Origin of the sequence: Methanococcoides sp. (genome assembly GCF_030594565.1) — an archaeon.
GTDB classification, from domain to species: domain Archaea; phylum Halobacteriota; class Methanosarcinia; order Methanosarcinales; family Methanosarcinaceae; genus Methanococcoides; species Methanococcoides seepicolus.
In genome coordinates this window covers 1-6,812 of the sequence record NZ_JAUVEY010000121.1, presented here as the reverse complement: position 1 = coordinate 6,812, position 6,812 = coordinate 1, and the positions used below count along the sequence as shown (strand labels likewise).

The following is a 6,812-nucleotide window of genomic DNA, read 5'->3' as shown; positions in this document are numbered from 1 at the left end:
TTTTTTCCATATGGGCACTTCTGATTTCACTCGATCCAATGTCTCACTAAGAGCTGCGAACAGTTGCTGTCGGTGGCCTGCTGCTATCACGATGTATACGATATCTTCAAGTGGCATTATCCTTCCGGCTTTATGATGAATGAGAACATCGATGATGCCATCTTGCTGCATCATTTCTTCACGTATCTTTTGGATGCTGGCATCTGCGACCTTATCATACTTCTCGAATTCGAGCATCCGGGTCTCGTAATCCTCGTTATCCACCCTTACGATTCCGATGAAAGTACCTATGCCCCCTGCTTTTACTATGTTGGGATTTGCTCTGACCTTTTCTATAAGGGAATTAAGTGTGACGCGGTCCGGTTGTTCCATTAGCAGTGTGACGATATTTTCAAGGTCCCAGTCGGCCTTTTCAGGAAGTCTTGCAATAACATTGGAAACGTCCTCATCCATATCTCCGAGAACGACCTTTGCAACATCACTGTCCTTTGCACCTTCAACGATGGCAAAATCCATTCCTGCATCAGCAAGTTCATCCAGTGCTTTTTCAAAAGAAGGAGTACGGCTAATGGTCACCAGTTCCCTGTCCGTGACGGCAGTGACCATGTCGGCACCGGAATCGAAATGTTTGCCGGTATCAGTGTTCGAATCATCAAGACGATGGTCAAGCATCAGTTTGACCGTTCCCACACGACCAAGTTCTGAAAGTTCCTTTACCATTCGGGTAACGAAGGTCGTTTTCCCTGTGTTCTTGTAGCCTATGACTGAAATGACTTTCATGCCCATGCCCATTCCTATTCCTGATTAATATATATAAGTACGGTGAACGGGTGGCAAAAGTTTATTCTTTCTAAAAATATAAAACAAAAATTTAAATGTCGATTGCTTTATATTAATAAAGAATATTACTCTGTTACATGTGTGGATATCAGGTAAGAATACATGACATGCCATCGGAAGATCGGCCAAGAGAGCGCTTGTTGAAACATGGTCCCGGTTTTCTTTCTAATGCAGAACTGCTTTCCGTTATTCTTCGTACAGGGTCAAAGGACGAGAATGTGGTCAGTATGTCCAGTCGTATCCTCTCGGAATACAATCTGAAACAATTAAGCCAGGCGAACATCAGCCAGCTCACAAAGATACGGGGTATTGGTCCTGCCAAAGCTACCCAGATAGCAGCGGTCTTTGAACTGGCGAGAAAACTGGAGATCTTTACAGATGATCCTAAAAGAAAGATACGCTCAGCAAACGATGTATATTCCCTGCTCTATCCCAGACATCGCGAATTGAAAAAAGAACATCTTACAGCCCTTTATCTTGATACGAAGAACAATATCATCAAGGAAGAGGTGATCTCCATTGGCAGCCTGAACGCAAATATCGTGCATCCGCGGGAAGTGTTCAAATCAGCCCTTATGGAATCTTCAGCGTCCGTCATACTAACACATAATCATCCCTCAGGTGACCCCGCGCCAAGCAGGGAGGACATAGCTGTAACGGAAAAGCTCGTTGAAGGCGGCAAGATCCTTGGCATTAATGTTCTCGACCACGTAATTATCGGGGACGGCAGGTATGTCAGTTTGAAAGAGGAAGGCTACATAAACTGATGGCTGAAATTCTGTATTGAAGTCACCCATTATCACAAAGCTATTTTCTTCTGTATAAACGGACTGAGCATAAGTGAGTACAGTTTCATCTAGTGCGTTGATCTCTTCTGTGGCCTCGTCTGGATCAGTGTGGATGACCATCAAGACTGCATCAAAGTTATACTGGGTAGAACTGATAGCTGTAATGTATGATTGCCTGTGGAATCCTCACCTCCTCACAAAATAAAGATGCTGACTATCTGGACAATACATGTCCAACTCAATCTTCATACTTCGAAGAGATTAGTAATAAAAAACAGGCTCTGTAGAAAACCTATCAAAAACAACATCGATGGACTGGAATTAGGATTATATTCCAACATCATGTAACACATCCCATAATCTTTTCAAATTGGATTAGTGTCCGAATATCGAGGATTTCTACAGAGCCAAAAAACATTACTTTTAAATACTTTTGTACAGTTCGGGAGTTTGATGGCTTTAGAAAATGATACATTGGCAAACAAGATTGAAAGCAAGTTAGAAATTCCAATGATCATTATTGCTATTTTTGTATTACCTCTTGTGCTTATAGAGCTAGAAATTGTACAAACAACTCCTCAAATCGTGCAAATAGCACAATTATTAGATGATGCAATATGGTTTATTTTTCTTGCAGAATTCGTATTGCTATTTAACCTTCATTCAATGAAGATGGAGTATGCAAAGAGTAATCTGTTCATGCTGTTGTTGTTAATACTTACTCCACCAATTGTTGTACCAGAAGGTTTCTCTTCACTTAGATCTTTAAGATCATTGCGTGTTTTTCGAGCTTTAAGGAGTTTTAGAGTTATTATCGCAATAAAGAGAGGGATAAATCCAATATATCAAATATTTCAAAAAAATTCTATGCAGTATGTCACAGCGTATTCTTTAGTTTTAATTGGTTTGTCCGGAACACTTTTTAGTCGCATCGAAAATCTGAAGTTTTCAGAGGGTGTATGGTGGTCACTTACAACTGTAACAACCGTAGGTTATGGTGATTTATATCCCGAAACTTTAGCTGGTAAGTTTTTAGCATTTTTTGTTATGATTGTTGGGATTGGATTTGTTTCAGTACTGACAGCAAATGTAGCTGCGTATTTCGTAGAAAATGATCTTGAGAATGAAAGTAATGATATGCTTATAGAAAAAATAAATGAGCTGTCTGATAAAATCGATGAACTTGATCGAAAAATATCTGAGAAATAAAATTCAAGCTCTGACAAAATACAAATGTTCTCGATCAGGACAATACATGTCCAGTTCAATCTTCATTCTCTGGATCAAATCGCAACAGTACCGTGATGCAACCCTGAAATACTTTTTGAGTAGTTTGCAGAATTCATCGGTGGTCATGCCACCGTACATGAAGTCGCGGAGTTCGTGGACGACGCTTAGGGCAAGTTATTCTTCGGGAATGACTTCGGTTACGTGGATACAGACATTGTTATAGTAAGATTGACCACATTTGGAACACGTTGTTTTGACATACATTATTCATCTTTCCTTCTGTGATCAATTGTAATCGTTCGTTTTGTACAGAGAAAATGCACCAGTATATGCGTCATAAATAGCAAATACCCACACTATTGCGTAACCAATCCATAAAATGGGAACGCAAGCAAAGTAACAGACTGCAAACGTCATTGTTGCAGAGACTATTAGCCTGAAACCAGCAAACAATTCACCTTTGTATATATGGCCCAGTCCTGGAATAAAAAATGAAAGGACAGCTGCTACTCCTAGGCTTCTTGTCCTTTTGTCGTAGATGATCCACAATGTGGGCAATATGCTACGTCATCTATTTATTTTCGGCTCTGTAGAAATCCTCGATATTCGGACACTAATCCAATTTGAAAAGATTATGGAATGTGTTACATGATGTTGGAATATAATCCCAATTCCAGCCCATATACGTTGATTTTGATAGGTTTTCTACAGAGCCTTATTTTCCACAATTTGAACAATACATAATTTTCTCCATATTGAAGATTAAACAAAGGAATATTTTCCGGGATGGTTTGTGTAGCTACACGATTCAATGGCTTTAACAATGCTCGTGTATGTTGCATCTTGTACAACCTCGCCAAATGTGGTTTCGGTAACTTCTCCTACAAGAGTGTCAGATATGACAAGTGAGTATTTGTGTGGCTCGTACAACACACCTGTTATCGTGTATGTGTTTTCTGTAGCGAGTTGATTACTAAAAATTACGAAATATTTGTCACGATCAGAATTATAATCGATATAGTTTTTCAGCACTTCTGCTTGGAAACAATCATCACTCATCGAACTCGTATGGACATATAGTTGTTTTCCATACTGGTCATTAGTATCGAACTTGAAGTATGCTTTTTGATCATTTGCTAACAGTTTTTCCATTCTATCTTGAAACTGTTCCTCTGTGATTGCTGTCGGGGTAAACGACTCGTCTGGTTCGTTTGTCCAAGAACCTCTGAGTAAATTACCTTGTGATTTTGCACCAGCATTCGGTATATACATTTCATACTGGCGACCATCATCGAAGTTGAATAGATGCAATTCCTCTCTCGATGTAATTCTGTTTTCTTTAGAATAATCCATCATCCAGGCAGCCATATTTGAAGTATATGGTTTAGGCACGAAATATTCTACATAAGTTGATCCATCTGGGCGTACACCTTGCGTACTAGTTGGGGATAACACATCAGAAGTGTGTGTTTCTTCTGAATTATTCGTGCAGCCTACTGCAGTAAGTGCAGCGCATATCAATAAAATGACTAATAATTTTCTAAATGTGTTCATACTACCTCCTTGAATAGATTTAGAGATAGTCACTGATATTTAAAATTAATGTCTAATGTCAAAAAACAGTTTGTTTAGTAGTTGACATTATTGTCAGTTTGAAAGAAGAAGGCTACATAAACTGATGTCGGAATGATTTTTTTATCGCTGATCACGAGCTTTCAACAAAAGCTTTAAACCATTACCCATAATTCATCCAATCAGATGAAAGAAGTAGAACTTACAGATCCCTATACGATCCCCTACAGGGGAATCTATGTGGTCTGTGATGAAAATAACGAATATGCAGAGATCATCGAGCATACGAATTGCTATAGTGGTGCTGCGTGGTCGCGTTTCCATTATGCCCGGTCACCCCTTGTACAAAAGGCACGTGCAGTGGGCAACATGAGCCGCTACCTCGTGAAAGCTGATGTTTGCGATCTTACACTTAAGCCATCGGTGGCTGCTGCCGGGATCGAATCTGTTGTGGTTGACGGGGATGAGGTATCCATCACCTATGCAGGTCTTGGAGGCGGAGGCGTGGGTGCCACGAAATGCAGAGCATTCGCACCGGGAGTGCTACGCTATGATGTGGGTGACTCAGGTGGCGGAAAGGCTGCCAAAGGCACCATAGTCGTTCCAAGACGGCAGCGTGTACTTATCGGGATAGATGATACCGATACAAAGGAAGAGGGAGCTACATGGTCAATGACACACAACATTGCTACGGCACTCAATAGCAATGAATCCGTCTATCTTTCCCATTCCCTTGTTCAATTGTTCCCGGTCTCGGCTAAAACACAGAACTGCGTATCCACAGTGCTTGAATTTGGTTGTGTGAGCGAAGAAGCAAAGAAAGAGCTCCTTGAAGACCTGAAAAATGCACTGCTCAAATACAGCGTATCCGATGAGACTGGAATGGTGGTACTATCCTCATTCGAGGCATCCCATATGGAAGAATACAGCACCATGTGTCGCAGCGGAGAGCTGACCAAGGATATTGCAATGGAACATGCACGCAAGAATGGTGTTGATATCTGGCTCGATGGCAATGGTGTGATAGGTGCCTTGGCATCCCTTGCATGGTTTGCCCGTCCTGATGAATCAATTGATCTGGAAGCTAAGTTATGAACGTTCCTGAAGGTCAAAATGAACCTGTGGAGGTCACGGGGCTTGAAGCCCTTTATGCTGCAGCCATGGACTGTGGTGTAAAGATGATAACGGCAGTTGCCGGATTTCCCACCACTGCATTGATAGAACATTTTGAAAAGAACAGTCCCGCTGACGTCACCACCCTGTGGATGACCAATGAGAAGGCTGCACTGGAGACAGCACTCGGTGCTTCCGTTTCAGGCAGAAGGGCACTGACCATCACAAAACACGTGGGAATGAATGTCCTTTCCGACCCTCTCATAACCTCTGTCACACATACGATCGGTGCAGGACTTGTCATAATCGCAGGCGATGATCCGGGGGTCAGAGCATCCCAGAACGAGCAGGATTCACGATGGTACGGTGAGGTGGCAGAGGTCGCGGTGTTCGACCCGTCGAACCCGGATGCTACATACAGGTCACTTATCAGAGCATTCGAACTCTCCGAAAGTACAAAGACCCCTGTTATAGTCAGGATAACGGATCGTCTGGAAAAAGCCACAGGTCCTGTCACAAGATCCGAGGACATTAAGAAGACAGAAGCTACATTTGACAGGTCTGTCTGGAAGCTGACAATGCGTGGCAAGCACCAGCATTTTCACATAAATGTACAGCCATTGCTTGTGGATGAAGCAGAGAACACTTCTCTGACACGATATGTTAAAGCAGGCAAGACGGGCATAATTTCTTCTGGCTATCCCTCTTTGCTTGTAGATGAGCTATTGTCCGAAAGACAGCTTGAGGTTTCACATCTTTCACTTAATGTTGTATCTCCGCTTCCTGTTAGGAAATTAAGAGATTTCATATCCGACCATGAAAAAGTTCTCGTTATTGAGGAAAGTGAAGCCTTTATCGAATCCCACATCAGTATCTGCGAGAACGTACTGGGAAAAATGAGCGGGCATCTCCCATATGGTCGCATTGAAAAAGAGCAGATCGGTTTTGCGATCGAGAACATCGATAAAGATAAGGTAACTAAATATACTTTTATTGAGACCATTGGGGAAAGAGGTTCACGTTCTTTGTGCGAGGACTGTCTTTTCCTGCCGGTCTACAGAATGCTTCATGATCTGGATATTTTCATAGCGGGTGATATGGGCTGCTCCATACGCAGTGCCCCTGCACCCCTTGAAGCCGTTGATGTCGGATTTGCACTTGGTGCTGCTATTTCCACAGCTACAGGTTTCGATAAAAAGTCCGTTGCTGTCATAGGTGACTTCGGACTGTCACATTCCGGCATCGTAGGCCTGATAAATGCTGTCGAGA

6 protein-coding genes are annotated in these 6,812 nt (G+C 42.1%); 4 read left to right on the top strand and 2 right to left on the bottom strand.

Going from position 1 to position 6,812, the window contains the following annotated elements; translation table 11 throughout:
* Window positions 1–780 (bottom strand): molybdopterin synthase (locus tag QAS77_RS09480; RefSeq protein ID WP_305065173.1); only part of this gene is annotated, 780 nt, incomplete at its 3' end.
* 137 nt (window positions 781–917) lie between these two features.
* On the opposite strand from QAS77_RS09480, the gene radC reads away from it, so the two are divergent.
* Together radC and QAS77_RS09470 are read left to right on the top strand one after the other, a co-directional pair.
* Window positions 918–1,607, top strand: coding sequence for a RadC family protein (gene radC, locus QAS77_RS09475; RefSeq protein WP_305065172.1), 690 nt, complete (start codon window positions 918–920; stop codon window positions 1,605–1,607).
* A gap of 474 nt (window positions 1,608–2,081) precedes the next feature.
* The gene (locus QAS77_RS09470) at window positions 2,082–2,837 is read left to right on the top strand and encodes a potassium channel family protein (protein ID WP_305065171.1); all 756 of its coding nucleotides are present in this window, start codon (window positions 2,082–2,084) and stop codon (window positions 2,835–2,837) included.
* Window positions 2,838–3,620: 783 nt separating this feature from the next.
* On the opposite strand, the gene QAS77_RS09465 is transcribed toward QAS77_RS09470, so the two are convergent.
* The gene (locus tag QAS77_RS09465; protein WP_305065169.1) at window positions 3,621–4,412 is read right to left on the bottom strand and encodes a hypothetical protein; all 792 of its coding nucleotides are present in this window, start codon (window positions 4,410–4,412) and stop codon (window positions 3,621–3,623) included.
* Between the two features lie 204 nt (window positions 4,413–4,616).
* Between QAS77_RS09465 and mmp11 the strand changes: the two genes are divergently transcribed.
* Complete coding sequence (gene mmp11, locus QAS77_RS09460) at window positions 4,617–5,525, top strand: methanogenesis marker protein 11 (protein WP_305065167.1); 909 nt, start codon at window positions 4,617–4,619, stop codon at window positions 5,523–5,525.
* Window positions 5,522–6,812: indolepyruvate ferredoxin oxidoreductase (locus QAS77_RS09455; RefSeq protein ID WP_305065165.1), on the top strand; the 1,291-nt coding region annotated here is incomplete at its 3' end. The genes mmp11 and QAS77_RS09455, both read left to right, overlap by 4 nt.